The organism is Streptomyces capillispiralis, from assembly GCF_007829875.1.
GTDB lineage: Bacteria > Actinomycetota > Actinomycetes > Streptomycetales > Streptomycetaceae > Streptomyces > Streptomyces capillispiralis.
Genome location: NZ_VIWV01000001.1, coordinates 6,941,282 through 6,967,366, shown reverse-complemented (window position 1 = coordinate 6,967,366; position 26,085 = coordinate 6,941,282). Strand labels below are relative to the sequence as shown.

The 26,085-nt window shown below is 73.9% G+C and carries 25 protein-coding genes; 13 read left to right on the top strand and 12 right to left on the bottom strand.

The window, feature by feature from the left end:
- Positions 1-3: 3 nt before the first annotated feature.
- A complete protein-coding gene (locus FHX78_RS30660) occupies positions 4-186 on the bottom strand; it encodes a hypothetical protein (RefSeq protein WP_145870636.1) in 183 nt (60 codons plus the stop codon).
- A gap of 335 nt (positions 187-521) precedes the next feature.
- Between FHX78_RS30660 and FHX78_RS30655 the strand changes: the two genes are divergently transcribed.
- Positions 522-3,356: a DEAD/DEAH box helicase gene (locus FHX78_RS30655; RefSeq protein WP_229924022.1), complete on the top strand. Its 2,835-nt coding sequence runs from the start codon at positions 522-524 to the stop codon at positions 3,354-3,356.
- Positions 3,353-4,627, top strand: a complete 1,275-nt coding sequence (locus FHX78_RS30650) for an SWF or SNF family helicase (protein WP_145870634.1) — start codon at positions 3,353-3,355, stop codon at positions 4,625-4,627. Before FHX78_RS30655 ends, FHX78_RS30650 begins: the two co-directional genes overlap by 4 nt.
- A 31-nt stretch (positions 4,628-4,658) precedes the next feature.
- Here FHX78_RS30650 and FHX78_RS30645 read toward each other — a convergent pair whose 3' ends face one another.
- The gene (locus FHX78_RS30645) at positions 4,659-5,144 is read right to left on the bottom strand and encodes a hypothetical protein (protein ID WP_145870633.1); all 486 of its coding nucleotides are present in this window, start codon (positions 5,142-5,144) and stop codon (positions 4,659-4,661) included.
- Between the two features lie 606 nt (positions 5,145-5,750).
- A complete protein-coding gene (gene xylA / locus FHX78_RS30640) occupies positions 5,751-6,917 on the bottom strand; it encodes a xylose isomerase (protein WP_145870632.1) in 1,167 nt (388 codons plus the stop codon).
- A 114-nt stretch (positions 6,918-7,031) separates the two neighbouring features.
- On the opposite strand from xylA, the gene xylB reads away from it, so the two are divergent.
- From xylB to FHX78_RS30625, 3 genes are all read left to right on the top strand, one after another.
- Positions 7,032-8,477, top strand: a complete 1,446-nt coding sequence (xylB, locus tag FHX78_RS30635; protein ID WP_145870631.1) for a xylulokinase — start codon at positions 7,032-7,034, stop codon at positions 8,475-8,477.
- A 67-nt stretch (positions 8,478-8,544) separates the two neighbouring features.
- Positions 8,545-9,753, top strand: coding sequence for an ROK family transcriptional regulator (locus FHX78_RS30630; RefSeq protein ID WP_145870630.1), 1,209 nt, complete (start codon positions 8,545-8,547; stop codon positions 9,751-9,753).
- Between the two features lie 185 nt (positions 9,754-9,938).
- Positions 9,939-10,334 (top strand): luciferase domain-containing protein, encoded by a 396-nt coding sequence (locus FHX78_RS30625; RefSeq protein ID WP_145870629.1) that lies wholly within the window; start codon positions 9,939-9,941, stop codon positions 10,332-10,334.
- Positions 10,335-10,356: 22 nt separating this feature from the next.
- Here the strand turns inward: FHX78_RS30625 and FHX78_RS30620 are convergent, their stop codons facing one another.
- From FHX78_RS30620 to FHX78_RS30595, 6 genes are all read right to left on the bottom strand, one after another.
- Positions 10,357-10,551: a hypothetical protein gene (locus tag FHX78_RS30620; RefSeq protein ID WP_145870628.1), complete on the bottom strand. Its 195-nt coding sequence runs from the start codon at positions 10,549-10,551 to the stop codon at positions 10,357-10,359.
- A 102-nt stretch (positions 10,552-10,653) separates the two neighbouring features.
- Positions 10,654-11,517, bottom strand: coding sequence for a phosphatidylinositol-specific phospholipase C/glycerophosphodiester phosphodiesterase family protein (locus FHX78_RS30615; RefSeq protein WP_145870627.1), 864 nt, complete (start codon positions 11,515-11,517; stop codon positions 10,654-10,656).
- A 196-nt stretch (positions 11,518-11,713) separates the two neighbouring features.
- Entirely contained in the window at positions 11,714-12,799 is a 1,086-nt protein-coding gene (locus FHX78_RS30610; protein ID WP_145870626.1) for an acyl-CoA dehydrogenase family protein, read from the bottom strand.
- Positions 12,796-13,977: an acyl-CoA dehydrogenase family protein gene (locus FHX78_RS30605; RefSeq protein ID WP_145870625.1), complete on the bottom strand. Its 1,182-nt coding sequence runs from the start codon at positions 13,975-13,977 to the stop codon at positions 12,796-12,798. The genes FHX78_RS30610 and FHX78_RS30605 overlap by 4 nt, the downstream gene beginning before the upstream one ends.
- Positions 13,974-14,951: an NADPH:quinone oxidoreductase family protein gene (locus FHX78_RS30600; protein ID WP_145870624.1), complete on the bottom strand. Its 978-nt coding sequence runs from the start codon at positions 14,949-14,951 to the stop codon at positions 13,974-13,976. The genes FHX78_RS30605 and FHX78_RS30600 overlap by 4 nt, the downstream gene beginning before the upstream one ends.
- A 117-nt stretch (positions 14,952-15,068) precedes the next feature.
- Complete coding sequence (locus FHX78_RS30595) at positions 15,069-15,641, bottom strand: helix-turn-helix domain-containing protein (RefSeq protein ID WP_145870623.1); 573 nt, start codon at positions 15,639-15,641, stop codon at positions 15,069-15,071.
- 77 nt (positions 15,642-15,718) lie between these two features.
- Here FHX78_RS30595 and FHX78_RS30590 point away from each other — a divergent pair, with 77 nt between their 5' ends.
- The 5 genes from FHX78_RS30590 to FHX78_RS30570 all read left to right on the top strand — a co-directional run bounded on the left by FHX78_RS30590 (position 15,719) and on the right by FHX78_RS30570 (position 20,461).
- On the top strand, positions 15,719-16,687 hold the full coding sequence (locus FHX78_RS30590; protein ID WP_145870622.1) for an NAD(P)/FAD-dependent oxidoreductase: 969 nt from the start codon (positions 15,719-15,721) through the stop codon (positions 16,685-16,687).
- A gap of 49 nt (positions 16,688-16,736) precedes the next feature.
- Complete coding sequence (locus tag FHX78_RS30585; protein ID WP_145870621.1) at positions 16,737-18,275, top strand: ATP-dependent DNA ligase; 1,539 nt, start codon at positions 16,737-16,739, stop codon at positions 18,273-18,275.
- Entirely contained in the window at positions 18,272-18,736 is a 465-nt protein-coding gene (locus FHX78_RS30580; protein WP_145870620.1) for an NUDIX hydrolase, read from the top strand. Before FHX78_RS30585 ends, FHX78_RS30580 begins: the two co-directional genes overlap by 4 nt.
- A gap of 77 nt (positions 18,737-18,813) precedes the next feature.
- A complete protein-coding gene (locus tag FHX78_RS30575; protein WP_145870619.1) occupies positions 18,814-20,199 on the top strand; it encodes an NADP-dependent succinic semialdehyde dehydrogenase in 1,386 nt (461 codons plus the stop codon).
- 25 nt (positions 20,200-20,224) lie between these two features.
- Positions 20,225-20,461, top strand: a complete 237-nt coding sequence (locus FHX78_RS30570) for a DUF6213 family protein (protein ID WP_142196766.1) — start codon at positions 20,225-20,227, stop codon at positions 20,459-20,461.
- Between the two features lie 45 nt (positions 20,462-20,506).
- On the opposite strand, the gene FHX78_RS36935 is transcribed toward FHX78_RS30570, so the two are convergent.
- Complete coding sequence (locus tag FHX78_RS36935) at positions 20,507-21,169, bottom strand: thiaminase II/PqqC family protein (RefSeq protein WP_167532003.1); 663 nt, start codon at positions 21,167-21,169, stop codon at positions 20,507-20,509.
- Between the two features lie 103 nt (positions 21,170-21,272).
- A complete protein-coding gene (locus FHX78_RS30560) occupies positions 21,273-22,499 on the bottom strand; it encodes an acyl-CoA dehydrogenase family protein (RefSeq protein ID WP_145870618.1) in 1,227 nt (408 codons plus the stop codon).
- Between the two features lie 172 nt (positions 22,500-22,671).
- Between FHX78_RS30560 and FHX78_RS30555 the strand changes: the two genes are divergently transcribed.
- Positions 22,672-23,313 carry a TetR/AcrR family transcriptional regulator gene (locus FHX78_RS30555; protein ID WP_145870617.1) on the top strand — a complete coding sequence of 214 codons (642 nt, stop codon included), beginning with the start codon at positions 22,672-22,674 and terminating at the stop codon, positions 23,311-23,313.
- A gap of 79 nt (positions 23,314-23,392) precedes the next feature.
- Here the strand turns inward: FHX78_RS30555 and def are convergent, their stop codons facing one another.
- A complete protein-coding gene (gene def, locus FHX78_RS30550; RefSeq protein WP_145870616.1) occupies positions 23,393-23,938 on the bottom strand; it encodes a peptide deformylase in 546 nt (181 codons plus the stop codon).
- 147 nt (positions 23,939-24,085) lie between these two features.
- Between def and FHX78_RS30545 the strand changes: the two genes are divergently transcribed.
- Together FHX78_RS30545 and FHX78_RS30540 are read left to right on the top strand one after the other, a co-directional pair.
- Positions 24,086-25,324 carry a Mur ligase family protein gene (locus FHX78_RS30545; RefSeq protein ID WP_145870615.1) on the top strand — a complete coding sequence of 413 codons (1,239 nt, stop codon included), beginning with the start codon at positions 24,086-24,088 and terminating at the stop codon, positions 25,322-25,324.
- Positions 25,325-25,347: 23 nt separating this feature from the next.
- Positions 25,348-26,076, top strand: coding sequence for a type 1 glutamine amidotransferase (locus FHX78_RS30540; protein WP_145870614.1), 729 nt, complete (start codon positions 25,348-25,350; stop codon positions 26,074-26,076).
- The last annotated feature ends 9 nt before the right edge of the window (positions 26,077-26,085 follow it).

Below are 26,085 nucleotides of genomic sequence, written 5' to 3'. Positions count from 1 at the left end.
GCCTCAGCGGCCCAGCTCCTTGCGCGAGACGCGGCGCAGCCTGCGCCGCTGTGCGGGGTCCAGGGCGAGGTACGCGGCGGCCGGGACTCCCAGGACTATCAGCAGCGCGGCCCACCAGGGCAGCCAGATGAGCAGGACGAGTCCGGCCGCCACACCCCCCGCGGCGATCTTGGCTTTCTTCGACATCGGTGTCGCCTCCTTCGCGGCCACTGCCGCTCTCTGTCGTGGAAACGGGCCCGCGCTCGCGGCGGTTCCGGACCGCGACCCTGAGCCGTCCCTGAGGTGTGACCCCTAAGGTGTCCGGCGGAGTCCGTCCGCCCGTCGGACCCTCCGGGGCAGGGCTCAGGGATGCGCCTCCATAGTGACGCAGCTCACAGCGATGGCACACCCGGCGGCGCCGGTCATGCGGTACTCTCGGCGACTCCGGCTTCACTAGTCAAGTTTGAGGACTTGTCATCGCTGAGCAGATCCCTCCCCCGGCGTCCTCCCGAGCCCACTCCGAACTGGCCCGCTGTCCGGCGGTGTTCGTCCCCGGTGACCCCGCCCGCACCGGCCGGGTCGCCTTCTGGCGGCCCGACGGTTCCGCTCCGCCCCTCACCGACACGGCGACGGCCGGCCACCTGGCCGTCGTGGTGCCCGGCGACGAGGGGGTCGAGGCGGTGCGCGTGCCCGCCGCCCTGCTGCCGGTGCACGCCGCGCTGCCGGTCCTCACGCGTGCGCGGGCGGACGGTGCCGGGCATCGCGCGGCACGGTTCTGGGGCGCCGCCGCCGTGCAGGCCCTGCACCTGGTGGCGCGAGGGCTGCTGCTGCCCGGTCTGTCCCCCGCCGACCACGACGCCTGGCGCATCGGCCCGCTGGACGCGGAGGACATCGAGGCGGTCCGCCGGCTGGCCGCCGCCATGCCGCCGGAAGCGCACGCCGTACCGCTGGACGGCACCGGACCACCCCGTCTGCCCGACCCCGAACGGCTGCTGCGCGCCTTCCTCGACGCGGTGGCCGACACCCTCCCGCGCTCCCCCGCCGCCCACCTGGTCACCGGGGGCCCGGCCTTCGCGGTGCCGGAGCCGCACCGGCTGCCCGGACTGCGGCCCTGGGCCGCCGACATCGCTGCGGGCCACGACGCGGGAGTACGGCTGTCGCTGCGGATCGAGGTGCACGGCCTGACGGACGCGGCGTCAGGCACATCCGACGGCACATCCGACGGCATGTCCGACGGCGCCGACGTGTCGTTCCGGGCCGTGCTCCAGATGCACGGCGTGCACGACACCGCCCTCGTCGCGGACGCCGCCGACGTGTGGTCCGGGGCCTCGGAGACGGACTTCGGCTCCGCCGCGCGGATGGACGCCCTGCTCGTGCTGCGCCGCGCGGCGCGGGCCTGGGCGCCGCTCGCCCCGCTGTTGTCGGCGGCCGTGCCGGACGCGGTCGACCTGGCGGAGGAGGAGGTCGCCGAACTCCTCGGCGATGCCGGCCGGGTGCTCGCCGGCGCGGGCGTCGACGTCCACTGGCCCAAGGAGCTGATCCGCGAACTCACCACCCGCGCGGAGGTCGGTCCGGCCGACGACGAGCCGGGATCCGGGCGGGCCGGCTTCGCCCAGGGACCGTCGTTCCTGTCCGCCGACGCGCTGCTCGCCTTCGACTGGTGGTTCGCCCTGGGCGAGGGACGCCTCACCCGCGAGGAGCTGGACCGGCTGGCCGAGGCGAACCGCCCCCTCGTGCGGCTGCGCGACCAGTGGGTCCTGGTCGATCCTCGTGAACTGGCCCGGGCCCGCGCCCGCCAGGATCACAAAATCACGCCCGTGGACGCGCTCGGTGCGGCCCTGACCGGCTCCGTGGAGGTCGACGGAAGCCGGATCGAGGTGCGGCCCACCGGATGGCTGGCGACCCTGCGGGACCGGCTCGCGGACCCCGAGGAGCAGGAGCCGGTCGAACAGCCCGCCGCCCTCGCCGCCACACTGCGGGACTACCAGCGGCGCGGCCTGAACTGGCTGGCCCGGATGACCTCCCTGGGCCTCGGCTGCTGTCTCGCCGACGACATGGGACTCGGCAAGACCATCACCCTGATCGCCCTGCATCTGCACCGCCGGACCGATCCCGCGTCGGCGGGACCCACCCTCGTGGTCTGCCCGACGTCACTGATGGGCAACTGGCAGCGGGAGATCGAACGGTTCGCGCCCGGCACCCCGGTGCGCCGCTTCCACGGCGGACGGCGCTCGCTGGACGACCTCGCCGACGGCGAGGTCGTGCTCACCACGTACGGCACCATGCGGCTGGACGCCGCCCGGCTCGCCGAGGTCCCCTGGGGCATGGTCGTCACCGACGAGGCCCAGCACGTGAAGAACCCGTACTCGTCGACCGCGCGGCAGCTGCGGTCCATCGGCGCCCGCGCGCGCGTGGCGCTCACCGGCACGCCGGTCGAGAACAACCTGTCGGAGCTGTGGGCGATCCTCGACTGGACGACTCCCGGTCTGCTGGGCGGGCTGGGCACCTTCCGCAGGCGGTACGCGGACGCCGTCGAGGGCGGACAGGACCCGGCCGCCGCGGAGCGCCTGGCCCGGCTGGTCCGGCCGTTCCTGCTGCGCCGCCGCAAGTCCGACCCGGGCATCGCGCCCGAGCTGCCGCCGAAGACGGAGACCGACCACGCCGTGTCGCTCACCGCGGAGCAGACGGCGCTGTACGAGGCGGTGGTGCGCGAGGCGCTGGAGGAGATCTCCGGCGCGGACAGCATGGCGCGGCGCGGACTGATCGTGAAGCTGCTGACCGGCCTGAAGCAGATCTGCAACCACCCGGCGCAGTACCTCAAGGAGGAGCGGCCGGTGGTCGCGGGGCGGTCCGGGAAGCTGGAGCTGCTGGACGAACTGCTCGACACGGTGCTCACCGAGCAGGCCGGTGTGCTGGTGTTCACGCAGTACGTGCGGATGGCCCGGCTGCTGGAGCGGCATCTGACCGCGCGGGGCGTACCGTCGCAGTTCCTGCACGGCGGCACCCCGGTCGCCGAACGCGAGGCGATGGTGCGGCGCTTCCAGGACGGGGAGGTTCCGGTGTTCCTGCTGTCGCTGAAGGCGGCGGGCACCGGGTTGAACCTCACCCGCGCGGAGCACGTCGTGCACTACGACCGCTGGTGGAACCCCGCCGTCGAGGCACAGGCGACGGACCGCGCGTACCGGATCGGTCAGACCCGGCCGGTGCAGGTGCACCGCATCGTCGCCGAGGGGACCGTCGAGGACCGCATCGCCGAACTGCTGGTCCGCAAGCGGAAGCTGGCCGACGCGGTGCTGGGCGCGGGTGAGTCCGCGTTCACGGAGCTGACCGACACGGAACTGGCGGACCTGGTCGAACTGCGAGGAGGACTGCGATGACACGCCACGACGGTGACAGGGCCGGAGCGGAGCGCACCTTCGCCGCGCTGCCCCCCGCGCGGGGACGCGGTTTCGCCGCGACCTGGTGGGGACGGGCCTGGCTGACGGCCCTGGAGGGCACGGCGCTGGACTCGGGCCAGCTCAAGGCGGGCCGCAGGCTCGCCCGCGCGGGAGCGGTGGGAGCGGTGTCGGTGCGGCCGGGGCGGATCACGGCGGTCGTACAGGACCGGGACGGCACGGCCCACCGCGCGGATGTGCTGCTGCAGGAGCTGTCCGGGGAGCAGTGGGACCGGTTCCTGTCGATGGCCGTGGAACGGGCCGGGCACGTCGCGGCGTTGCTCGACCGCGAGATGCCGACGCATCTGGTCGAGGACGCGGAACTGGCCGGTGTGGAACTGCTGCCGGGTTTGGGCGACCTGGAGCCCGAGTGCGACTGCGGGGTCTGGGACCACTGCGGTCACACGGCGGCGCTCTGCTATCAGGTGGCCCGGCTGCTGGACCAGGATCCGTTCGTCCTGCTGCTGATGCGGGGGCGCGGGGAGCGCGACCTGCTGGAAGCGCTGCAGACGCACGGTGACGGGCCGCACGGGCGGCCCGGAGCGGGGGACGCCGAGGGCGTGGACGCGGCCGAGGCGTACGCGGCGGGCGACATCCTGCCGTCGCTGCCCGCCGCCCCGGCGCTCCCGGGGGCGCCGGGCGTCGCGCCGTCGCTGGACACGGAAGCGGAGCCGGCCGCCGGGGTCGATCCGCCGGCGCTGGAGTTCCTGACGGCGCGCACCGCCGCGCGGGCCCGCCTCCTCCTGGCGGAGGCGCTGCGGGAGGGACACGAGCACCACCCCGTGGAGCCGGAGCCGACGGTGGCGCGGGACGCGGTGCGACTGGCCGCCGGGGAACCCGGGCGCGCGGTGGCGGACCGGCTCGCCGAGGGGTCGGGACGTGGCCGGGAGGGCTTGGCCGTGGCCGTACGGGCCTGGCGGCACGGTGGTGCGGCGGCGCTGGACGTGCTCGACGAGGAGTGGACGGTGCGGGGCGAGGACCTGGCACGCGCGCGTGCCGCCCTGGGATCGGCCTGGGCCGAGGACGAACGACCGGTGCTGCGGTCCCGGGCCAACCGCTGGACGGCCGTCGCCGCGCCCGTTCAGTTGCGGCTGGACCGCGACGGCCGCTGGTGGCCGTACCGCAAGGAGCGCGGCCGCTGGCTCCCGGCGGGTGGCCCCGCCCAGGATCCGGCGACGGCCCTCGCGTCCGCCGAGCGCGCCTCCGGGGAGTAGGCGGACCGGGGCGCGCCGGGCGGCCTGCTCGTCAGGGCAGGTCGACGTCCCCGAGGGACGGCAGGAGCGATTCGAGGCCGCTCGGCAGGTTGCTGGGCAGCCCGCTCGGCAGCTCGGTGGGGAAACCGGACGGCAGTTCGGACGGGAGTTCCGTCGGGAGGCCGGACGGCAGCCTGCTCGGCAGACCGCTGGGCAGCTCGGAGGGGATGCCCAGCGACGGGTCCGGGGATCCCCTGCTGGTGCCGGTCTCGGTGGGTTCCCTGTCCGGGTCGTCGTCGCCCGTCGCCCTCAGCACGACGAGGGAGACGGCGACGACGGCCGCGATCACGGCGAGCAGGACGAGCAGGAGCCTGCGCCTGCCGGGGCCCCCTCCCGGGCCGCCTCGGTCGCCCGGCGGGCCCGAGGGCGGGGGCGGCGGAGCGTCGCCGTAGGAGGGCGGTCCTGAGTGGCCGCCCGGGGGCGGCGTGTCGCCCGGCGGGCCGGCCGGGGGCGGAGGCGGTACGGGTGGCATGGCCATGGTCACCGCGTCCCCGGCCCGACGCGAGGGCGCCGCGCGGGGCTTGGTACGGAGCCGGCGCACGGACGCCACGATTCCGCAGCACTCCACGCGGAGCACGTCCATCGCGTCACTCGGCGCGCAGAGACGCCGCCGCCCCACTCCGCGCGCAGACACGCCCGCCGCGCGACAACACGACAGCACGCGCGGAAGCGCACGAGCGGGAAGCGCACGAGCGGGAAGCGCACGAGCGGGAAGCGCACGAGCGGGAAGCGGGAAGCGCGCAAGCGCGGCTCACGGCACCGGCGCCCACCGGACGAGACCCGCACGAGACCCGCACGAGCGCCGCGCGGGTCGCCATGCCGGCAGCCGCAGGCCAGTCGTGGTGCGCCGTCCGGCCCCCCACCGGACCGGCTGCGGTCACCTCACCTCACCGGCTCCGGCCACCGCGCAGCCCGGCCCGGGACCGGGCCCCGGCACGGCCCGGCGAGCCCGACGCCTGCGAGGTGGCGGCGCGGCGCGGCGAACGCAGCGGAACGGACGCCGCACCCCTGACGCCCCCCGCCCCCACGCGGCACGGCCGGACCGGTGTTCCCGCCGGTCGGCCGTGCTCCGCGCGGTGGGGGTTCAGCCGCGGGCGCCCAGCAGGTGGTCCATCGCCAGCTGGTCGAGGTGCTCGAAGGCCATGCCCCGCGCGGCGGCCGCGTCGACGTCGAAGTCCTCGAACGCGGACCGGTCGTCGAGCAGCGCCTGGAGACCGTCGGCCGCCGTGGGCTGGGCCAGCTGGTCCAGACGGGCGGCGCGCAGCGCCTCCTGCACCTCCGGGTCCGCGCGGAAGGCGGCCGCGCGCTCCTTGAGGATCAGGTAGTTGCGCATGCAGCCGGCCGCCGAGGCCCACACGCCGTCGAAGTCCTCGGTCCGCGGCGGCTTGAAGTCGAAGTGCCGCGGGCCCTCGTAGCCGGCCGACTCCAGCAGGTCCACCAGCCAGAACGCGGCGCGCAGGTCGCCCGCGCCGAAGCGGAGGTCCTGGTCGTACTTGATGCCGTTCTGGCCGTTGAGGTCGATGTGGAACAGCTTGCCCGCCCACAGCGCCTGGGCGATGCCGTGCGGGAAGTTCAGCCCGGCCATCTGCTCGTGGCCGACCTCGGGGTTCACGCCGTACAGCTCGGGGCGCTCCAGCCGCTCGATGAAGGCCAGGGCGTGGCCGACGGTCGGCAGGAGGATGTCGCCGCGCGGCTCGTTCGGCTTGGGCTCGATGGCGAAGCGGATGTCGTAGCCCTGGGAGGTGACGTACTCGCCGAGCAGGTCGAAGGCCTCCTTCATGCGGTCGAGGGCGTCCCGCACGTCCTTGGCGCCGCCGGACTCGGCACCCTCGCGGCCGCCCCAGGCCACGTAGGTCTCCGCGCCGAGCTCGACCGCGAGGTCGATGTTGCGGATGGTCTTGCGCAGCGCGTAGCGGCGCACGTCGCGGTCGTTGGCGGTGAAGCCGCCGTCCTTGAACACCGGGTGCGTGAACAGGTTGGTGGTGGCCATCGGCACCTTCATGCCGGTGTCGTCCAGCGCCTGCCGGAACCGCTTGACGTGCTCCTCGCGCTCGCTGTCGCTCGAGCCGAAGGGGATGAGGTCGTCGTCGTGGAAGGTGACGCCGTGGGCGCCCAGCTCGGCCAGGCGCCGCACCGACTCGACCGGGTCGAGGGCGCGCCGGGTGGCGTCACCGAAGGGGTCCCGTCCCTGCCAGCCGACGGTCCACAGTCCGAAGGTGAACTTGTCCTCGGGGGTGGGCTGATAGTTCATGCCGCGGCTCCTTGCTCGCTGAGACTATTTCGTCATTGCGCTTTACAAATTAGTATGCAGGAGCATTCCAGGGAAGAGACACACCCCGCTGAGCCGCGGAAAAGGGAGAAACCGATGTCAGCAGCCGAGGGTCCGCTCGTCGTCGGCGTGGACACATCCACCCAGTCCACCAAGGCGCTGGTCGTCGACGTGGCCACCGGCAGGATCGTCGCGAGCGGCCAGGCGCCGCACACGGTGACCTCGGGGGCGGGCCGGGAGAGCGATCCGCGCCAGTGGTGGGACGCCCTGTGCGAGGCGCTGCGCCAGTGCGGCGAGCCGGCGCACGAGGCCGCCGCCGTGTCAATCGGCGGCCAGCAGCACGGCCTGGTCACGCTGGACGGGCACGGCGAGCCGGTCCGCCCGGCCCTGCTGTGGAACGACGTGCGCTCGGCGCCCCAGTCCCGCCGGCTGATCGAGGAACTGGGCGGCGCCAAGGCCTGGGCCGAGCGCACCGGCAGTGTGCCCGCCGCGTCCTTCACGGTCACCAAGTGGGCCTGGCTGGCCGAGCACGAGCCGGAGGCGGTCCGCGCCACCAGGGCCGTCCGCCTCCCCCACGACTACCTCACCGAACGCCTCACCGGGCAGGGCACGACCGACCGCGGCGACGCCTCCGGCACCGGCTGGTGGGCGTCGGGGACGGAGTCGTACGACGAGGAGACGCTGGCGCACGTGGGACTCGACCCGGCGCTGCTGCCCCGCGTGGTACGGCCCGGCGAGGTGGCCGGGACCGTGCGCGACAGCCACGACCTGCCGTTCTCCAAGGGCACCCTGGTGGCGTGCGGCACGGGTGACAACGCCGCCGCCGCGCTGGGCCTCGGAGTGCGTCCCGGCACGCCGGTGATGAGCCTCGGCACCTCGGGCACCGTGTACGCGGTGTCGCGGCACAGGCCGGCCGACCCGACCGGCACGGTGGCCGGCTTCGCCGACGCGCGCGGCGACTGGCTGCCGCTGGCCTGCACCCTCAACTGCACCCTCGCCGTCGACCGGGTGGCGACCCTGCTCGGGCTGGACCGCGAGGCCGTCGAGCCCGGCCGGGGCGTCACGCTGCTGCCCTTCCTGGACGGCGAGCGCACCCCGAACCTCCCCCGCTCCTCCGGCCTGCTGCACGGACTGCGCCACGACACCACCGGCGGCCAGCTGCTCCAGGCCGCCTACGACGGCGCCGTGTACTCCCTGCTGGCCGCGCTCGACCTCGTCGTCGACGCGGACGCCGACCCGGCGGCGCCCCTGCTGCTGATCGGCGGCGGCGCCCGCGGCACGGCCTGGCAGCAGACCGTGCGGCGGCTGTCGGGCCGGCCCGTACAGGTGCCGGAGGCCAGGGAGTTGGTGGCGCTCGGCGCGGCGGCGCAGGCGGCCGGGCTGCTCACCGGGGAGGACCCGGCGGCGGTCGCCCGGCGCTGGGACACGGCGGCCGGTCCGGTGCTGGACGCGGTGGAGCGGGACGAGGAGACGCTGGCCAGGCTCGCCGGGGTACTCTCCGACGCGGCCCCGCTGCTGGAGCGCGGCACGGACACCGACTGACGGCGGGACACGTGGCCGCGGTGACGCGGACACGTGAGACCGGCCGAGACCGAGGAATGACGGAGGAATGAGCGCACCGCCGCACAAGGCCCGCCCGGCCGGCCCGGGGCGCGCACTGCCCGACACCCAGCAGGGCATGCGACGCCGCAACCTCTCGCGGGTGATGCACACCGTCAGCGCCGAGGGGCCGCTGTCCCGGGCCGCCGTCGCCTCGCGCATCGGACTGACCCGGGCGGCGGTCTCCACGCTGGTGGACGAGCTCATCCGCTCGGGTCTGCTGGAGGAGCTGGGGCCCGAGCGGCCCGGACGGGTGGGCCGTCCCGGTTCGGCGCTGGCCGTCAGCGGGCGCGGCCCGGCGGGGATCGGCGCCGAGGTCGGCGTCGACCACCTCGCGGTCTGCGCGGTCGACCTGCGCGGCCGGGTCCGGGCCCGGGCGGTACGGCACGTGCCCAACCGGGACCGCTCCCCCGCACCGGTGCTCGGCGAACTCACCGAGCTGACCCACCGGGTCGTCGCCGAGGCGGAGGGCGAGGGCCTGTGGCCCGCCGGACTCGCCGTGGCCGTACCGGGTCTGGTGGCGCGCGACGCCCGGACCGTCGTACGCGCCCCGAACCTCGGCTGGCAGGACACCGACCTCGGGGAGCTGCTCCCGGCGCGGTTCCCGCTCACCGTGGCCAACGAGGCCAACTTCGGCGCCCTGGCCGAACTGTGGCTCGGTGAGGACACGCCCCGTGACTTCCTCCATGTGTCGGCCGAGATCGGCATCGGTGCCGCGGTCGTCGTGGACGGGCGGCTGCTGCACGGCAACCGCGGCTTCGCGGGCGAGCTGGGCCATGTCCCGGTCCACCCCGACGGGCCCCCCTGCGCCTGCGGCGGACGGGGCTGCCTGGAGCAGTACGCCGGTGAGGAGGCGGTGCTGCGCGCGGCCGGACTGGAGCCGGGCGAGGACCGCGTCGGTCTCCTCGCGGGCCGCGCGGAGCAGGGCGACGCCGAGGTGCGACGCGCCCTGCACGACGCGGGGACGGCGCTGGGGATCGCCCTGACCGGGGCGGTGAACCTGCTGGACCCGGAGGGCGTGGTGCTGGGCGGCGCCCTGTCCGGGCTCGCGCCCTGGCTGCTGCCCTCGCTGCGGTCCGAACTGGCCCGGCGTACGGCGGGGCCGGCCTGTCCGGTGTCCGTGTCGGCGCTGGGCCCCGAGGGCCCGCTGCTGGGTGCGGCGCACTCGGTGGTGCGGGGCGTGCTGGACGACCCGGCGGCGGTGGCCGAGCGGGACTGAGCGGGACCGGCCGGGCGGTGTCGCGCGGATCCCGCCGCCGTTCGAGGCCGTCGCCGCGCCGGCCGCCGTGACATGATCGTGCTGCGGCGGGGGCGACGGCGACGAATCCCCGACGGAACCTCACCGGTCGATTACAAATCGTCCAACTCCTGGTGGCCGCACGGTAAGCAGGCGACGATGAGTGCATGACACCGGCGCAGCGAGCCATGGAGCGACTGCTCACATGGCCCGATCTCACGGCCTGTCCGGCCGGTTGCGGTACGGGGCAGGCGCTCCGCAGCAGCCGTGACGAGATCGTCCACTTCCACTCACCGCGGGACGTGGACCTCCACCTCACCCACCGCGCGATCCAGCGTTTCCACTACGACCTGGGCGGGTCGAGTGCGATCCAGCTGGTGCCGGGGTCGTGCTGGGTGACGGTGCATCTGGACTGCGCCACCGACGTGGACCTGTTGCTGAGCCTGGTGAGCGTCGCCCTCAAGGCCCACCAGAACCGGCTCCCGTCCGCCCTGTCCGCACCGGCCGGGTGCAACTTCCACCGCGTCACGGTGCTGCCGCGCGACGCGGTGACCGACCGCTGACCCCTCGGTCACCGCGGTGGCCTCACGGCCGCAGACTGCCGACGATCTCGGCGGTCGCCGTGAGGCCGCTGTGGATCGTGGGCGCGATGCTGGTGCTGGCCAGGTAGAAGCCGAGCAGCAGACAGACCAGCGCGTGGGAGATCTTCAGCCCGCCGTTGCGCAGGAAGATCACCGCCAGGAGCGCCAGTAGCAGCACCACAGAGATGGAAATCGCCATCGTCGTCCTCCTCCGCCACATCCGTTTCGCGGCGTTCGGCCGCAAGTGTGGCGCAGCGGAGGGTCCGTCCGGGCTGCTGAGCTGTCCGCCGAACGTGTGGTGTCACGCCCGCCGATGGGAGTCGAGGAAGGATTCGAGTCCCGCGAGGTCGTCGGTGTTGAGGTGGTCGACGTCCGCCGCGACGAGTTCGGCCCACAGGGCGTCGCGCTCGGGGCCCGGCTGGTCCGGGGTGGCCCAGAACCGTACGCGCTGCCCGCGAGCGTGCGCGCCGTCGACGATGCCGCGCAGCTTGCGGCGCTCGGCGTCGGGGAAGGCGCCGGCGCCCCGCCAGGTGAAGTTGAGCGTCCAGTTGTCGCTGATCAGCGGGATGAACGCGGCCGGCGCGGGGCCGCCGAGGTCGGCGAGGCGGCCGTCGTAGAAGGCGCGGCGCACCCGCTGGGCCTCCATGGGCACGCGGGCCGCGCGGTCGCCGGAGACGACGACGGTGACCGGGCCGGGCAGCACCCTGCCGTGCGCGTAGGTGGTGAACAGGCCCCGGTACCGGCGCAGGTGGCGGTCGAGTTCGAGGTAGGTGGACGCGCCCTCGGTCTTGAGGTCGACCAGCAGCTGGAGCGGCCTGCGGTCCCCGCGGTGGACGGAGCCGTGGTGGGCGCGGACCCGGGCGGCGAGCGGGTCGAGGTACAGCGACTCCAGGGTGCGGGACGGGTCGAGGTCCTCGGGGTCGTGGGCGACGAGGAGTTGGTCGCCGACCAGGAAGATGTCCGCCTCGACGCTGCCGAAGCGGTGGTCGAGGGCGTCGAGGAGGGGGCGGGGGTGCTCGTAGTCGTTGTGGGCGTGGGCGCGCCACAACGGGCGGGGGCGGTGCCTCTGTTCGCCGGCCAGCGCCTGGGCCGTGGGCAGGGCGACGGAGCCGGCGAGGGCGGCGCCGAGGGTGGTGAGGGCTCTGCGACGGGTGGTGAGGGCCATGCTCTGCCTCCCTGGATGTGCCGTACGGGACCCCAGTGAGTATGGGGTCCACGGGCGCCGAAGGAGCGGGGCCGTGCGGTGAGTTGGCCGATCCGCCGTCGGGCGTTCACTTCCCGTCGCGTGCCGGCACGAAAAGGCCCGCCCCCGGAGGGGCGGGCTTCTCCGGCTGTTCGGTCCGGTGTGCCGGGGCGCCGCGTCAGGGGGCCCGCAGGTCCACCAGCGCGGCCAGCGCCTCCCGGTGCGCGCCCGCCGTGCCGTAGGCGATCGAGTCGGCCTTGGCGCGCTTGAGGTAGAGGTGCACCGGGTGTTCCCAGGTCATGCCGGTGCCGCCGTGCAGTTGCAGGGCCTCCTCGGCGGCGCGGACCGCCACGGACGCGGCGTAGGCCTGCGCGACGGTCACCGTCACGTCGGTGTCCTCCCCGGTCGCCAGTGCGTCGGCGGCGGCCCGCGCGGCGGCGCGCAGATGGACGACCTCCAGCCACAGTTGGGCGAGCCGGTGCTTGAGCGCCTGGAAGCCGCCGACGGGGCGGTTGAACTGCTTGCGGTCCTTGAGGTGGCGGACGGTCCCGGTCAGGCACCAGTCGGCCACGCCGAGCTGTTCGGAGGCGAGGAGTCCGGCGCCGGCCCGCAGGGCGCGCCGCACGGCCGGTCCGGCGTCGCCCAGACGGCGTCCCGGTGCGCCGTCGAGGGCGACCCGGGCCAGGGGCCGGGTGAGGTCGAGGGACGTCTGCGGGGTGACGGTGACCGCTCCGGCCTCGACGGCGTACAGCCCGCCGTCGTCGGCCGGCACCAGCAGGACGTCGGCCGCGGCGGCGTCCGCGATGCCGGTCAGCTCCCCGTGCAGCGCCCCGTCCTCCAGCCGTACGGTGGTGAACGCGGCGCCGGGAGCGGTGTGCAGCCCGACGGCGAGCGCCCCGACGGTGCGCCCGGAGGCCAGCGCGTCGACCAGCTCACCGGCGTCCTCGAAGGCCAGCAGCGCCTCGGTGGCCACCACGGCACTGGTGAGATACGGCACCGGGGCGACGGCGCGTCCCAGTTCCTCCAGGACGACGGCGGCTTCGCGGTGGGTCGCGCCCTGGCCGCCCCGGTCCTCGGGGACCAGCAGGCCGGCCAGGCCCATGCCGTCGGTGAGCGCCTTCCACAGGGAGCGGTCGTGCGGGGTGTCCGTCTCGGTGCGGGCGATCACCCCGGCCGCGTCGCAGTGGTCGGTGAGCAGGTCCCGGACGGCGGCGCGCAGCGCCTCTTCCTCCTCCGAGTACAGCAGGTCGGGCTGTGTGCTCATCGGGCCAGGTCCTTCCAGGCGACGTCCTTGTCGGTGCGCGGCTCGGCCGGGAGGCCCAGGACGCGCTCGGCGACGATGTTCAGCAGGACCTCGCTGGTCCCGCCCTCGATGCTGTTGCCCTTGGAACGCAGGTACCGGTAGCCGGCGTCGCGCCCGGTGAAGTCGACCAGTTCGGGGCGGCGCATGGTCCAGTCGTCGTACAACAGGCCCTCCTCGCTGCGGAGTTCCACTTCCAGGCCGCTGATCTCCTGGTTGAGGCGGGCGAAGGCGAGCTTCATGCCGGCGCCCTCGGGGCCGGGCTGTCCGGCGACGAGCTGCTGGCGCAGGCGTTCGCCGGTGAGCCGGGCGACCTCCGCCTCGACCCAGAGCTTCAGGAGCCGCTGGTGCAGGTGGTGGGTGCGCAGTTCCGGGCGTTCGCGCCAGGTCCTGGAGACCGGGCCGATCATGCCGCCCTCGCGGGGCAGCCGCATGCCGCCGATGGCGACGCGTTCGTTGTTGAGCGTGGTCTGGGCGACCCGCCAGCCGTCGCCGACCTCGCCGAGGCGGCGGGAGTCGGGGATGCGGACGTCGGTGAGGAAGACCTCGTTGAACTCGGCCTCGCCGGTGATCTGGCGCAGGGGCCGCACCTCGACCCCGGGGTCGGTCATGTCGCAGAGGAAGTAGGTGATGCCCCGGTGCTTGGGCACGTCCGGGTCGGTACGGGCGATGAGGATGGCCCAGCGGGCGAGGTGGGCGCTGGAGGTCCACACCTTCTGCCCGTTGACCACCCAGTGGTCGCCCTCGCGTACGGCGCGGGTGCCGAGCGCGGCCAGGTCGGAGCCGGCGCCCGGCTCGCTGAACAGCTGGCACCAGACCTCCTCGCCGGTCCATAGGGGCTTGAGGAAGCGCCGCTTCTGCTCCTCGGTGCCGTACTGGAGGATGGTGGGGGCGGCCATGCCCAGCCCGATGCCGATGCGCCGCGGGTCGTTGTCGGGGGCGTCGGCGGCCTCCAACTCGGCGTCCACGACAGCCTGGAGGGAGCGCGGCGCGTCGAGTCCGCCGAGCCCCGGGGGGAAGTGCACCCAGGCGAGTCCGGCGTCGAAGCGGGCGCTCAGGAAGTCCGGGCGGGCGGTGCCGGCGGGCGGGTGCGCGGCCAGGAACTCCTGGGTGCGGCGGCGCAGTTCGGCGGCGTCGGTCATGCGGCGGCTTCGTTCTCCGGGCCGGGCAGCACGGCGACGCGCCCGGTGGTGGCCCCGTCGGCGACCCGCTGGACGGCGGCCGCGGCTTCGGCGAGCGGGACGCGCTCGCTCACCAGCGGTTTGATCGCGCCCCGGGCGGCGAGGCCGGTGAGCTGTTCGTGGCAGTGCTGGACCAGCTTCGGGTTCCTGGTGTTGTAGAGGCCCCAGTGCAGGCCGAGGATCGAGTAGTTCTTCACCAGGGCGTGGTTCAGCGCCGGGCTGGGGATCGATCCGCTGGCGAAGCCGACGACGACGATCCGGCCCTCGAAGGCGACCGCCTTGGCGGACTGGGCGTAGGCCTGGCCGCCGACGGGGTCGTAGATCACGTCGGCGCCCCGGCCGCCGGTGGCCTCCTTCACCGCGGCGACGACGTCCTGTTCGCGCCGGTCGATCACCACGTCGCAGCCCAGTGCGCGGGCGACGGCCGCCTTGTCGGCGCCGCCGGTCACACCGATGACGGTGGCGCCCGCGGCCTTGCCGAGCTGCACGGCCGCGCTGCCGACCCCGCCCGCGGCGGCGTGCACCAGCAGGGTCTCGCCGGCCTCCAGAGCGGCCCGGCGGTGCAGGCCGAACCAGCCGGTCTGGTAGCCGATGTGCAGGGCGGCGGCCTCGGCGTCGTCCAGTGCGTCCGGGGCGGGCAGCAGCGCGGCGGCGTCGGCGACGGCGTACTCGGCGAAACCGCCGTGCGGCAGTACCGGGTTGGCGATCACGCGGCGCCCGTCCTCGGTCTCGCCGCAGATCTCCACGCCCGGCGTGAACGGCAGCGGCGGCCGGACCTGGTACTGGCCCCGGCACATCAGCGCGTCCGGGAAGTTGATGTTGGCGGCGCGCACCCTGAGCAGGACCTGCCCCTCGCCGGGCGTCGGCGGTGCCACCTCCGCGCGGCGCATCACCTCGCCCGGCTCGCCGAGCTCGTGCACTTGCCATGCCTGCATGCGGGGCCTCCACGGGGGTGTGAACGTCGTGTTCGCCTGACCGGGTCCACCGCATACTAAGCGGTCGCTTGCTGATCGGGGAACCGTCGCGCACGTCACGCCCGCCGGACGCCCCGGTCATCCCTGCCGGGGCCGCGCCCTCACGTGCATCCGCTCCCCCTGCGGGCCGAACAGGCTGAGGAACTCCACGGGGCCCTCGCCCGTCGAGCCGAACCAGTGCGGCACGCGGGTGTCGAACTCGGCGGCCTCCCCCGCCGTCAGCACCACGTCGTGCTCACCGAGCACCAGGCGCAGCTTCCCGGCCAGCACGTACAGCCACTCGTACCCCTCGTGGACGCGCGGCTCCGGCTCCAGCTTGCGCTGGGGTTCGAGCACCTTGAACGCCTGGAGCCCGCCGGGCTGCCGGGTGAGCGGCCAGTGGGTGCGGCCGTAGCGCTGGACCGGCTCGGCCCGTACGCGCGGATCACCGACCGGCGGCGCGCCGACCAGTTCGTCCAGGGGCACCTGGTGGGCCTGCGCGATCGGCAGCAGCAGCTCCAGGCTGGGCTTGCGCAGTCCGGACTCCAGCCGCGAGAGGGTGCTGACGGAGATGCCGGTCGCCTCCGACAGCGCGGCGAGGGTCACCTCCCGCTCCTTCCTGATCCGCCGCAGCCGGGGGCCCACTTCCGCGAGAACGTCGTCCGTCGTCATACCGGTATTGCAGAACCGGCAAAGTTGTTTGTCAATCCGGCAGCTCCTGGGCGACCGTCGTGGTGGAGGTGGTCACGATGAACGAGACCGGCAGGAACGAAGACCTCGGGCGGACCGGGGACGAGAGCTACGACGTGGTGGTCGTCGGCGGCGGAGCGGCGGGCCTGTCCGCCGCCCTGGTGCTCGGCCGGGCCCGGCTGCGCACCCTGGTGGTCGACGCGGGCGAGCCGCGCAACGCGCCCTCGTCCCACATGCAGGGCTATCTCTCCCGGGACGGGATGTCCCCGGCCGAGTTCCTGGCGCTGGGCCGGGAGGAGATCGCGGGCTACGGCGTCGAGCTCGTCCGGGACCGGGTCACGGAGGTCACCGGGGACGGGGACTTCACCGTCGTCCTGGACGCGGGCCGGCCCGTGCGCGCCCGGCGGCTGATCGTCGCCACCGGGCTGAAGGACGAACTGCCGGAGGTCCCCGGGGTCGCCGAGCGGTTCGGGCGCGATGTGCTGCACTGCCCGTTCTGCCACGGCTGGGAGGTGCGCGACGAGCCCTTCGGCGTGCTCGCGTCGAGCGCGATGAGCGTGCACCAGGCGCTGATGGTGTCCCAGTGGTCGAAGGACGTCACCCTCTTCCTGCACCGGGTCGCCGAGGAGGAGCTGTCCGACCAGGACCTGCGCAGGCTGGCCGCCGCCGGCGTCGGCGTCGTCCCCGGGGAGGTCGCTGAGCTGGTCACCGACGACGACCGGCTCACCGGGGTGCGGCTGGCCGACGGCACCACGCACGCCCGTTCCGTGCTCTTCGTCGGGCCGCGCCCGGTGCCGCAGACGGGCCTGCTGGAACGGCTGGGCGCCGAACTGAACGAGACGCCGTTCGGCGCGTACCCGGTCGTCGACCCCACGGGCCTGACCACGGTGCCCGGCGTCTGGGCGGCGGGCAACGCGATCGGCTTCGCCGAGCAGGTCGTGCACGCGGCGAGCGGCGGCTACCGCGCCGCGACCGCGATCGTCGGCGACCTGCTGATGAGCCGTCTGGACGCCGCGGTCGGCGACTGAGCCGTCCGGCCGGGGTGTGGAGCGGCCGCCTCCGTAGCACCATGGCTGCATGCTGCTGTCCCGGCTGGCCCGTGTGTCCCAGGAGGTCGCCGCCACCTCGGCGCGCACCCGGAAGATCGCGCTGCTCGCCGGACTGTTCCGGGAGGCGGAGGCGGACGACGTGCCGGTCGTCATCCCGTATCTGGCGGGCCGGCTGCCGCAGGGGCGGATCGGCGTGGGCTGGAAGGTGCTGAGCCGTCCGGTCGCCCCGGCCGCCGAGCCGTCCCTGACCGTGCGCGAGGTCGACGCCCTGCTCACCGCGCTCGGCAAGGTGTCCGGTCCGGGGTCCCAGGCCGAGCGGGCCCGGCTGGTCGGCGAGCTGCTGGGCGCGGCCACCGAGGACGAGCAGCGGTTCCTGTCGGGTCTGCTCACCGGCGAGGTCCGCCAGGGCGCCCTCGACGCGGTCGCCGTGGAGGGGCTGGCGCAGGCCACGGGGGCGCCGCCCGCCGACGTGCGGCGGGCGGTGATGCTGGCCGGCTCCCTGCAGACGGTGGCCGGGGCGCTGCTCGCGGACGGTCCCGCGGCGCTGGAGCGGTTCCGGCTGACCGTCGGCCGCCCGGTGCTGCCGATGCTGGCGCACAGCGCCTCCTCGGTCGCGGAGGCGGTCGAGAAGCTGGGGAGCTGCGCGGTCGAGGAGAAACTCGACGGCATCCGCGTCCAGGTCCACCGCGACGGCGACACGGTACGCGTGCACACCCGCACCCTCGACGACATCACCGGCCGGCTGCCGGAGGTGACGGCGGCGGCCCTCCGGCTGCGGGGCGAGCGGTTCATCCTGGACGGGGAGGTCATCTCCTTCGACGAGGAGGGCCGTCCCCGCTCCTTCCAGGAGACCGCCGGGCGGGTCGGCTCGCGGGCGGACGTGGCGACGGCCGCCCGGGAGGTCCCCGTCTCCCCGGTCTTCTTCGACGCGCTGTCCGTGGACGGCCGCGACCTGCTGGACCTGCCGTTCACCGAGCGGCACGCGGAACTGGCCCGGCTGGTGCCGGAGCCGATGCGGGTGCGCCGCACCGTGGTGTCGGGTCCCGGCGACGTGAGCGCGGCGGAGGAGTTCCTCGCCGAGACCCTGGCGCGCGGCCACGAGGGCGTCGTGGTCAAGGGCCTGGACGCCCCCTACAGCGCGGGCCGGCGCGGCGCCTCGTGGCTGAAGGTGAAGCCGGTGCACACGCTCGACCTGGTGGTGCTGGCCGCGGAGTGGGGCCACGGCCGCCGCACCGGGAAGCTCTCCAACCTGCATCTGGGCGCCCGCACCGCCGACGGCGGTTTCGCCATGCTCGGCAAGACCTTCAAGGGCATGACCGACGCGATGCTGGCCTGGCAGACCGAACGGCTGCGGGACCTGGCGGTCGACGAGAGCGGCTACGTCGTGACCGTGCGCCCCGAACTCGTGGTGGAGATCGCCTACGACGGCCTCCAGCGCTCCACCCGCTACCCGGCCGGTGTCACCCTGCGCTTCGCCCGTGTGATCCGCTACCGCGAGGACAAGCGCCCCGAGGAGGCGGACACGGTGGAGACCCTGCTCGCCGCGCACCCCGAGGTACGGCCGTGAGGGGCTCCCGGAGCGCGGGACTGCTGTTGTTCCGGCACACCGGCCGGGGCGTGGAGGTGTTGCTCGGTCATATGGGCGGCCCGTTCTTCGCGCGGCGGGAGACCGGGGCGTGGACCGTGCCCAAGGGTGAGTACGACCCCGGCGAGCCGGCCTGGGAGGCGGCGCGCCGCGAGTTCCGGGAGGAGCTGGGGCTGGCGCCGCCGGACGGGGAGGCGGTGCCGCTCGGGGAGGTCCGGCAGTCCGGCGGGAAGACCGTGACGGCCTGGGCGGTCGAGGCGGACCTCGACCCGGCGACGGTGGTCCCCGGCACGTTCGCGATGGAGTGGCCGCCGAAGTCGGGACGGATCCAGGAGTTCCCGGAACTGGACCGGGTCGCGTGGTTCCCCCTGGACCGGGCCCGGGAAGTGATCGTCTCCGCGCAGGCCGCGTTTCTCGACCGGCTGGCGGAGCACTCGCCCTGAGGAGACCTCCCGCGTTGCGCCGCCCACCGGCGCGCGGGAAGGTCGGAAGGCACAGCCCGTCCCCAGGGAGGTCAGCGATGCACATCGCCACGGTGAATCCGGCGACCGGCGAGACCGTCAAGACGTACCACCCCATGGACGAGGAGGAGATCGGGCACCGGATCCAGCTCGCGGAGGCCACGTTCCGCACGTACCGGACGACGACCTTCGAGGAGCGGGCCCGCCTGATGCACCGGGCCGCCGACATCCTCGACGAGGACCGGGACACCATCGGCCGGGTGATCACCACGGAGATGGGCAAGCCGGTCAAGCAGGCCCGCGCGGAGGCCGCGAAGTGCGCCAAGGCGATGCACTGGTACGCCGATCACGCGGCGGACCTCCTCGCCGACGAGGAGCCCGACGCCGCCGACGTGAAGGACTCCGGCGCCTCCCGGGTCCTGGTGCGCTACCGGCCGCTGGGCCCGGTGCTCGCCGTGATGCCGTGGAACTTCCCGCTGTGGCAGGTGGTGCGGTTCGCGGCGCCGGCGCTGATGGCGGGCAACGTGGGCCTGCTCAAGCACGCCTCGAACGTGCCGCAGACCGCCCTGTACCTGGAGGACCTGTTCCACCGGGCGGGCTTCACCGAGGGCTGTTTCCAGACACTGCTCATCGGTTCCGCCGCGGTCGACGAGATCCTGCGGGACGAGCGGGTGAAGGCGGCCACCCTCACCGGGAGCGAGCCCGCGGGGCGCGCGGTCGCCTCCACCGCCGGTGAGATGGTCAAGAAGACGGTGCTGGAACTGGGCGGCAGCGACCCCTACGTGGTGATGCCCTCCGCCGACCTGGACCGGGCCGCCGAGGTCGCGGTGACCGCGCGGGTCCAGAACACGGGGCAGTCCTGCATCGCCGCCAAGCGGTTCATCGTGCACACGGACGTCTACGACGCCTTCGCCGAACGCTTCACGGAGGGCATGAGGGCGCTGAAGGTCGGCGACCCGATGGACGAGGAGACGGACGTCGGCCCGCTCTCCAGCGAACGGGGCCGGGCCGACCTGGAGGAACTGGTCGACGACGCGGTGCGGGCCGGCGCCACCGTGCTGTGCGGCGGCGAGCGCCCCGACGGGCCCGGCTGGTTCTATCCGCCGACCGTCCTGGCCGGAATCGGCCGGGAGATGCGCATCCACCGGGAGGAGGCCTTCGGCCCGGTCGCCACGCTCTACCGCGCGGCGGACCTGGACGAGGCGGTGCTGATCGCCAACGACACCTCCTTCGGCCTCAGTTCCAACGTCTGGACGCGGGAGGAGGCCGAGGTCGAACGGTTCGTCCGGGACCTGGAGGCGGGCAGCGTGTACGTGAACGGGATGACGGCGTCCCACCCGGCCTTCCCGTTCGGCGGGGTCAAGCGGTCCGGGTACGGGCGTGAGCTGTCCGGGCACGGAATCCGCGAGTTCTGCAACATCACCACGGTTTGGCAGGGTGCGTGAGGCCCGCGCGGATACGATCCCGACTGTGAACCGCGAAGTGACTCTCCCCCTGATCGTCGACGACCGCGGGACCCTGCAAGTGGCCGCGGCCGATGTCAGCAAGCTGCTCCGCACGGTGGGCGGGCGGTGGGTGCGGCTCGTCGAGGCCGGGGAGGAAGGGCTCGACGAGGACACGGTGGCCGCGCTGACCATCGAGCTGGCGAAGCTCGCCGATCGGATCGACGTGGCGTGCATCGCCCACAGCAGCGGGGGCGCGCCGTAACGGGCTGCCGGTCCGTCGTGGTCGATCGCGCGGTTCCCCGCGCCCCTACGGGTGTTCCCGCAGCGCCGACCAGAACATCGCCTCGTAGCGCTGGAGCAAGCGGGCGTACCGCTGGGCGCGGTGCTCGTCGAGGCGTCCCTCGTCCAGGGCCGCCCGCACCGCCTTGACGCCCGCGTCGTCCAGGCCGGGGGCCGGTTCCGCGAAGAAGTCGAAGAACGCGCAGGCCTCGTCCGTGAAGCCGTAGTGGGTGCGCAGGGCCCCGGCGATCGTCGCGCAGTAGCCGCCCCAGGCCGAGAAGTTGGCGGTCAGGGCGAGGACGATGTCGGCGGGTTCGGCGTTGAGCGCCAGCCAGGCGACGTAGGCGGGGTAGGACTGGCAGCCGGGCAGGGGGTCGTAGGCCTCCGCGCGGGTCGCGTCCACGCCGCACGCCGCCGCGAACACCTCCAGGTGTCCCGCCGCCAGGGCCTCGCCGTCGGCGAGGGCGGTGAAGTACGCGGCGGTCTCCGGTGCGGCCGCCGACCGTTCGGCCAGGTGCAGGAAGGCGGTCCGGTCCGCCGGGATCACCCACCGCTGTTCCAGGGCGAGCGCGGCCAGGGTGGCCCGGTCCGCCTCGCCCCGGGCGATCAGGGGGACGAGGGGGTTGGAACGCGGGTCGGGGGCGAGTTCCCGCGTGGTCGTCTCCAGCAGTTCCCGGGCGGTGCGGGTCATCGGGTCCTCCGTCGCGTCGGTCACACACGAGGGCTTCCCGGGAGCGGGGCGCGGATAACCCGGCGGTGCCGCCCGCACCGCCGGGTCGTCTCCGGGGGCCGCCTCAGCGGATGGGCATGCCCGACAGGGTGCGGGCGATCACCAGGCGCTGGATCTCGCTCGTGCCCTCGAAGATGGTGTAGATGGCGGCGTCGCGGTGCATGCGCTCGACCGGGTATTCGCGGGTGTAGCCGTTGCCGCCGAGGATCTGTATCGCCTGGGCGGTGACCTTCTTGGCCGTCTCGCTGGCGAACAGCTTGGACATCGAGCCCTCGGCCGCCGTGAACGGCTTGCCGTTGATCGCCATCCACGAGGCGCGCCACACCAGCAGGCGGGCGGCGTCGATCTGGGTGCGCATGTCGGCGAGCTGGAAGGCGACGCCCTGGTTGTCGATGATCGGGCGGCCGAACTGCTCGCGCGTGGTCGCGTAGTCGAGGGCGACCTCGTACGCCGCGCGGGCGGTGCCCACCGCCATGGCGCCGACGGCGGGGCGGGACGCCTCGAAGGTGGCCATCGCGGCGTTCTTCACGCGCTCGCCGCCCTTCCTGGCCTTCTCGCGGGCGCGGGCGAGGCGCTCGTCCAGCTTCTCCTTGCCGCCGAGCAGGCAGGAGCCGGGGACGCGCACGTGGTCGAGGACGACCTCGGCGGTGTGGGAGGCGCGGATGCCGTGCTTCTTGAACTTCTGGCCCTGGGCGAGGCCGGGGGTGCCCGGCGGGATGATGAAGGAGGCGTGGCCCTTGGAGCCGAGGTCCGGGTCGACGACCGCGACCACGACGTGGACGTTGGCGATGCCGCCGTTGGTCGCCCAGGTCTTGGTGCCGTTGATCACCCACTCGTCCTTGGCCTCGTCGTACACCGCGCGGGTGCGCATGGAGGCCACGTCGGAGCCGGCGTCGGGCTCGGAGGAGCAGAACGCCGCGACCTTGACGTCGGTGGCGTCGCCGTACATCTGGGGGATCCAGGTGCCGATCTGCTCCTCGGTGCCGTTGGCGAGGACGCCGACGGCGGCGAGGCCGGTGCCGACGATCGACAGGGCGATGCCCGCGTCGCCCCAGAACAGCTCCTCCATCGCCATGGGGATGCCGAGACCGCTTGCGTCGAAGTACTGCTGGGCGTAGAAGTCCAGGGAGTAGATGCCGACCTTGGCGGCCTCCTGGATGACCGGCCAGGGAGTCTCCTCGCGCTCGTCCCATTCGGCGGCCGCGGGGCGGATCACATCGGCGGCGAAGCCGTGCAACCAGTCCCGGACCTCCTTCTGCTCGTCGTTGAGCTCCATGGTGAACTCGGCCATGTCCCCTCCAGCGGCGGCGCACGTGCATGTTACTTGCGGTAACACGAGTCTGTTACTGGTGGGTAGGAAAAGTCAACTCCCCAGGACCGGTCGGCATCCCGTTCGAGGACCGGGGCGACTTCAGTGTTAGTTTGCGCAGGCGTCACCGAATCAGCACGGGTGGGGAGAGCTCATGGAGACCACACAGCGGACCGATCAGCAGCGGTCCGCCGACCGACGCCGGCGCGAACTGCTGGAGGCCGCCGACCGCGTGGTGCTGCGCGACGGCCCGCAGGCCTCGATGAACGCGATCGCCGCCGAGGCCGGCATCACCAAGCCGATCCTCTACCGGCACTTCGGTGACAAGGGAGGACTCTACGCCGCTCTGGCCAAGAGGCACACCGACGCGCTGCTGGACTCGCTGCGCGCCGCGCTGGACGCCCCGGCGGAGCGGCGCGAGCGGGTGGAGGCCACCCTGGACACCTACCTCTCGGCGATCGAGGCCCGCCCGCAGGTGTACCGGTTCCTGATGCACCCGGCGGAGGGGTCGCAGAGCGACCAGGGCTTCGACGTCGGCAAGCACTCCGCACCGCTGCTGCGCCGCATGGGCGAGGAGCTGGCCCAGGTGATCGAGGACCGGCTGGACCTCGGCCCCGGCAGCCAGCAGCTGGCCCGGGTGTGGGGGCACGGCATCGTCGGCATGATGCACGCGGCCGGCGACTGGTGGCTCGGCGAACGGCCCTGCTCCCGCGCCGAGCTGGTGCGCAGCCTGGCCGACCTGCTGTGGGGGCGGCTCGCGGCGGCGGGCGACAAGGTCGGCGGACCGGGGTTCTGAGAGCCGCCGGCTCCCTCCTCCCGCGGACCGATCGCGCCGGACCGGCCCGGAAAGCCCGGCCCGCACGGTTCCGCGCCGGTCAGTCCCGCCGGTTCCAGGAAGCACGGCCGGCCCGGCGCATGAGCCTGCGGTGCCGCCACCCCGTCAGCCGGTCGGCGTAGATCCGCCCCTCCAGGTGGTCGCACTCGTGCTGCAAACACCGGGCGAAGAAACCGGTCCCGTGGACGGTGACCGGTTCGCCGGTCACCGTGAAGCCCTCGACCACGGCGTGGTCGTACCGCTCCGTCCCCGCCTCCAGGCCCGGCAGCGACAGACAGCCCTCCGGGCCGCGCACCACCACCCCGTCCGTCTCGGCCGGCCTCGGGTTCACCACATGGCCCCGGTGCCGGACGTCCTCGTCGTCCGGACAGTCGTACACGAAGACCCTGAGCGGCACACCCACCTGGTTCGCGGCCAGGCCCACCCCCTGCGCCGCGTACATCGTCGCGAACAAGTCCTCCACCAGTCGCGCCAGTTCAGGACCGAAGTCGGTGACCTCCCGGCAGGGCGCGTGCAGCACCGGGTCGCCGAGCAGAGTGAGGGGCCGCACACGTCCGTGGACGCCGGGGATGGAGCCGTGTCGCATGGCGGCAAGAGTACGGTCCTTCCAGCAACGCCCGTCTCACGGTGGTGCCGCGGTTCAGGAGTGCGAATGGATCTCGATAGGCTGAGGTCCACACCACGTGGCCGTCAGGCACAGACGCGGCGCGTACGCAAGGAGGATCGAGAACTGATGGCAGGCAACTCGGACCCGCTCACGCCGCGGGCCAAGCTGGCCGTGACCGCGGGCAAGGCGGTCGCAGCGGCATCCCGCGCCGCCGGGCGCGGCAGCGGTTCGGTGATCGGCGGCCGGGTGGCGCTCAAACTCGACCCCGATCTCCTGGCGAGGCTGGCGCAGAACCTGGACTGCGTCCTGGTCTCGGCGACCAACGGCAAGACCACCACGACGCGGCTCATCGCCGAGGCCCTGCGGGCCGCGGGTCCCGTCGTCTCCAACGCCCTCGGCGCCAACATGCCGGCCGGCATCACCTCGGCGCTCGCCGGGGGCTCCGACGCCAAGTTCGGCGTCATCGAGGTCGACGAGAAGTACCTGGCCGGTGTGGCCCGCGACACCGACCCCAAGTGCATCGCGCTGCTGAACCTCTCCCGCGACCAGCTCGACCGCGCCGCCGAGACCCGCATGCTCGCGGAGAACTGGCGCGAGGGACTGGCCGGCTCCAAGGCGGTCGTCGTCGCCAACGCCGACGACCCGCTGGTGGTGTGGGCCGCGTCGTCCTCGCCGAATGTGATCTGGGTCGCCGCCGGGCAGATGTGGAAGGACGACGCCTGGTCGTGCCCGTCCTGCGGCGGTGTGATGCAGCGCCCGGGCGACGACTGGTTCTGCGGCGAGTGCGGCTTCCGCCGGCCGACCCCGAGCTGGGCGCTCTCCGGCGACCACGTGCTCGACCCGCACGGCTCCGCCTGGCCGATCCACCTCCAGCTGCCGGGCCGCGCCAACAAGGCCAACGCCGCGAGCTCCGCGGCCGTCGCCGCCGTCTTCGGCGTGCCGCCGCAGGTCGCCCTGGAGCGCATGTACCAGGTGCAGGCCGTGGCCGGCCGCTATGACGTCGTCCAGTTCGAGGGCCGTGACCTGCGGCTGCTGCTCGCCAAGAACCCCGCGGGCTGGCTCGAGACGTTCTCGCTGATCGACCCGCCGCCGACCCCGGTGATCCTCTCGGTGAACGCGCGCTCCGCCGACGGCACCGACACCTCCTGGCTGTGGGACGTCGACTACACGCGGCTGACCGGCCACCCGATCTGCGTCGTCGGGGACCGGAAGCTGGACCTCGCGGTCCGCCTGGAGGTCGCCAACCAGCACTTCCAGGTGTGCGAGAACCTCGACCAGGCGGTGCAGCTGTGCCCGCCGGGCCGGATCGAGGTCATCGCCAACTACACCGCGTTCCAGGACCTGCGCCGCCGCGTCGGCAACTGACCACGACACTCAGGGGACTTGAAGTGAGCGACAACCAGCTGCGGGTCGTCTGGATCTATCCGGACCTGCTCAGCACGTACGGCGACCAGGGCAACGTGCTCGTCGTGGAGCGCCGCGCGCGGCAGCGCGGTCTGGACGTGGCGCGGCTCGACGTGCGCAGCGACCAGCCGATCCCGACCTCCGGCGACATCTACCTGATCGGCGGCGGCGAGGACCGTCCGCAGCGGCTGGCCGCGGAGCGGCTGCGCCGCGACGGCGGTCTGCACCGGGCGGTGGAGAACGGCGCGATCGTCTTCTCCGTGTGCGCCGGCTACCAGATCCTCGGCCACGAGTTCATCAACGACCTCGGCCAGCGCGAGCCCGGCCTCGGACTGCTCGACGTGGTCTCGGTGCGCGGTGAGGGCGAGCGGTGCGTGGGCGACGTGCTGGGCGACATCGACCCGCGGCTCGGCCTGCCCCCGCTGACCGGGTTCGAGAACCACCAGGGCGTCACCCACCTGGGCCCCACCGCCCGCCCGCTCGCCCAGGTCCGCTTCGGCAACGGCAACGGCACCGGGGACGGCACCGAGGGCGCGTTCAACGACACCGTCTTCGGCACGTACATGCACGGTCCCGTGCTCGCCCGCAACCCGCTGATCGCGGACCTGCTGCTGAAGCTGGCGCTCGACGTCAACGCGCTGCCGCCGACCGACGACCGCTGGTACGAGGCGCTGCGCGACGAGCGCATCGCGGCGGCGCAGCAGCCCGCCTGAGGCACCCGC

Coding starts and splice junctions, on each gene's coding strand:
- FHX78_RS30610 (WP_145870626.1), bottom strand. CDS start 12,799: ATGAGCACACAGCCCGACCTGCTGTACTCGGAGGAGGAAGAGGCGCTG.
- FHX78_RS36935 (WP_167532003.1), bottom strand. CDS start 21,169: ATGACCCGCACCGCCCGGGAACTGCTGGAGACGACCACGCGGGAACTC.
- FHX78_RS30555 (WP_145870617.1), top strand. CDS start 22,672: ATGGAGACCACACAGCGGACCGATCAGCAGCGGTCCGCCGACCGACGC.
- FHX78_RS30615 (WP_145870627.1), bottom strand. CDS start 11,517: ATGGCCCTCACCACCCGTCGCAGAGCCCTCACCACCCTCGGCGCCGCC.
- FHX78_RS30630 (WP_145870630.1), top strand. CDS start 8,545: ATGAGCGCACCGCCGCACAAGGCCCGCCCGGCCGGCCCGGGGCGCGCA.
- def (WP_145870616.1), bottom strand. CDS start 23,938: ATGCGACACGGCTCCATCCCCGGCGTCCACGGACGTGTGCGGCCCCTC.
- FHX78_RS30620 (WP_145870628.1), bottom strand. CDS start 10,551: ATGGCGATTTCCATCTCTGTGGTGCTGCTACTGGCGCTCCTGGCGGTG.
- FHX78_RS30585 (WP_145870621.1), top strand. CDS start 16,737: ATGCTGCTGTCCCGGCTGGCCCGTGTGTCCCAGGAGGTCGCCGCCACC.
- FHX78_RS30605 (WP_145870625.1), bottom strand. CDS start 13,977: ATGACCGACGCCGCCGAACTGCGCCGCCGCACCCAGGAGTTCCTGGCC.
- FHX78_RS30575 (WP_145870619.1), top strand. CDS start 18,814: ATGCACATCGCCACGGTGAATCCGGCGACCGGCGAGACCGTCAAGACG.
- FHX78_RS30545 (WP_145870615.1), top strand. CDS start 24,086: ATGGCAGGCAACTCGGACCCGCTCACGCCGCGGGCCAAGCTGGCCGTG.
- FHX78_RS30590 (WP_145870622.1), top strand. CDS start 15,719: ATGAACGAGACCGGCAGGAACGAAGACCTCGGGCGGACCGGGGACGAG.
- xylA (WP_145870632.1), bottom strand. CDS start 6,917: ATGAACTATCAGCCCACCCCCGAGGACAAGTTCACCTTCGGACTGTGG.
- FHX78_RS30560 (WP_145870618.1), bottom strand. CDS start 22,499: ATGGCCGAGTTCACCATGGAGCTCAACGACGAGCAGAAGGAGGTCCGG.
- xylB (WP_145870631.1), top strand. CDS start 7,032: ATGTCAGCAGCCGAGGGTCCGCTCGTCGTCGGCGTGGACACATCCACC.
- FHX78_RS30650 (WP_145870634.1), top strand. CDS start 3,353: ATGACACGCCACGACGGTGACAGGGCCGGAGCGGAGCGCACCTTCGCC.
- FHX78_RS30595 (WP_145870623.1), bottom strand. CDS start 15,641: ATGACGACGGACGACGTTCTCGCGGAAGTGGGCCCCCGGCTGCGGCGG.
- FHX78_RS30660 (WP_145870636.1), bottom strand. CDS start 186: ATGTCGAAGAAAGCCAAGATCGCCGCGGGGGGTGTGGCGGCCGGACTC.
- FHX78_RS30645 (WP_145870633.1), bottom strand. CDS start 5,144: ATGGCCATGCCACCCGTACCGCCTCCGCCCCCGGCCGGCCCGCCGGGC.
- FHX78_RS30600 (WP_145870624.1), bottom strand. CDS start 14,951: ATGCAGGCATGGCAAGTGCACGAGCTCGGCGAGCCGGGCGAGGTGATG.
- FHX78_RS30625 (WP_145870629.1), top strand. CDS start 9,939: ATGACACCGGCGCAGCGAGCCATGGAGCGACTGCTCACATGGCCCGAT.